General features: G+C 62.0%; 1 protein-coding gene. It reads left to right on the forward strand.

Annotated elements, in window-relative coordinates:
* Positions 1-1990: von Willebrand factor type A domain-containing protein (locus EN935_RS32455; RefSeq protein WP_245489112.1), on the forward strand; the 1990-nt coding region annotated here is incomplete at its 5' end.
* Between the last annotated feature and the right edge of the window lie 176 nt (positions 1991-2166).

Below are 2166 nucleotides of genomic sequence, written 5' to 3' on the forward strand. Positions count from 1 at the left end.
TCGTCTCACAGAGCGAGCACAAAAGCTCTGGAGCGAGATCATGCAAAAGAAACTCATTGCCACGCCGGCCCTTGCCGGGCTCGTCGCCCTGCCGATCGCCGGATACGCCACCTTCCATCTGCTGAGGGAACAGCCGCCCAAATTCGGCGGCGACGAGAAGATCAGCGAGACGCTGGCCGACAAGCCGGCGACCCTGAAGCCGGCTGAGCCGAAGCAAGCTCCGACCGGGTTGGAGAAGGACAAGAAGGCCGACGCGGATGTGGAAAGCCGCGACGCCATCGATGCGCTTGTGGCGCCGGCCTCGCGGCCGAAATCCGAATCGACCATTGCTGGCGGTACGGCACAGCAGGAATCGGCGACGGGCGCTCCCCGCCAGGATGCTGCCGACGCCGGAAAGACGAACGTTGCACCTCCTGCGCCAGCTCCGACGGGCGAGTTTGCGCTGGACGGCTCCATAAGCGCGCCCAGCACCTCTCGGGCCGCCCGCATGCCGGCCGAGTCCAAGCTGATGGTGCAGCCGCCGTCGACCTTGCCGGCCGACCAGATGCAGCCGCAGGAGGAAAACCGCGACCGCGTCGAGGATTTCAAGACCAATCCGGTGCATGCGGCACTCGAGGATCCGGTCTCGACCTTCTCGATCGACGTCGACACGGCCTCCTATTCCTTTGTGCGCAGCTCGCTGAAGCAGGGCACCTTGCCGCAGGCCGATACGGTGCGCGTCGAGGAGATGATCAACTACTTCCCCTATGACTGGAAGGGCCCGGAGTCGGCCTCGACGCCGTTCAACTCGACCGTCAGCGTGATGCCAACGCCTTGGAACACGCAGACCAGGCTGATGCACGTCGCCATCAAGGGGTTTGACGTCAAGCCGACCGAGCAGCCGAAGGCCAATCTGGTCTTCCTGATCGATGTCTCGGGCTCGATGGACGAGCCGGACAAGCTGCCGCTGCTCAAATCGGCTTTCCGGCTGCTGGTCAGCAAGCTGAAGGCGGACGACACCATCTCGATCGTCACCTATGCGGGTGACGCCGGCACAGTCCTGGAGCCGACCAAGGCGTCCGAAAAGGACAAGATCCTCAGTGCCATCGACAATTTGACGCCTGGCGGCAGCACAGCCGGCGAGGCGGGCATCAAGGAAGCCTACAGGCTGGCGCAAAAATCCTTCGTCAAGGATGGCGTCAACCGGGTGATGCTTGCCACTGACGGCGACTTCAATGTCGGCCAGAGCGACGATGATGATCTGAAGCGGCTGATCGAAAAGGAGCGCAAGACCGGTGTCTTCCTGTCGGTGTTCGGCTTCGGCCGCGGCAATCTGAACGACCAGATGATGCAGACCATCGCTCAGAACGGCAACGGCACCGCCGCCTATATCGACACGCTGGCCGAAGCTGAAAAGGTGCTGGTCGAGGATGCCTCCTCGACACTGTTCACCATCGCCAAGGACGTGAAGATCCAGGTCGAGTTCAACCCGAACAAGGTCTCGGAATATCGCCTGATCGGCTACGAGACCCGGGCGCTCAACCGCGAGGATTTCAACAATGACCGCGTCGATGCCGGCGATATCGGTTCGGGCCACTCGGTCACCGCGATCTACGAGATCACGCCCAAGGGCAGCGGTGGCGAGCAGATCGATCCGCTGCGTTATGGCCAGGCGTCGGTGGACAATGGCGGCGTCGCCAATGCGGACGAATATGCCTTCGTCAAGATCCGCTACAAGCTGCCGAATGAAGACGTCTCGAAGCTGATCACCACGCCGGTGACCTCGGCCAACGAGATTTCGTCCTTCGACCAGGCCAGCACCGACCAGCGTTTCTCCGTCGCCGTTGCTGCCTTCGGCCAGAAGCTGCGCGACGAGGATGCGACCGCGAAGTTCGGTTACGACAAGATCATGGAGATTGCCACTGCCGCTCGAGGAGCCGACCCGTTTGGGTACAGGTCCGAGTTCCTCTCGCTTGTGCGCCTTGCCTCGGCGCTGGGCGGTAACCGGTAGTGGTGATGACGGCCGGTTTCTTTCAGATGGGATCGTTCTGATACGGGAAACCGACCAACGGGCGGGTGAGGCAGGCCGGCGAGGGAAACCTTGCCGGCCTTTTTTTCGGAGAATTTTCCGGGTCGTTAAATTGCACGGCATTTCCGGTACCGGATCGCAACTCCCTCTTGCTACAC

Origin of the sequence: Mesorhizobium sp. M7D.F.Ca.US.004.03.1.1 (assembly GCF_003998635.1) — a bacterium.
Classification (GTDB): Bacteria; Pseudomonadota; Alphaproteobacteria; order Rhizobiales; family Rhizobiaceae; genus Mesorhizobium; species Mesorhizobium loti.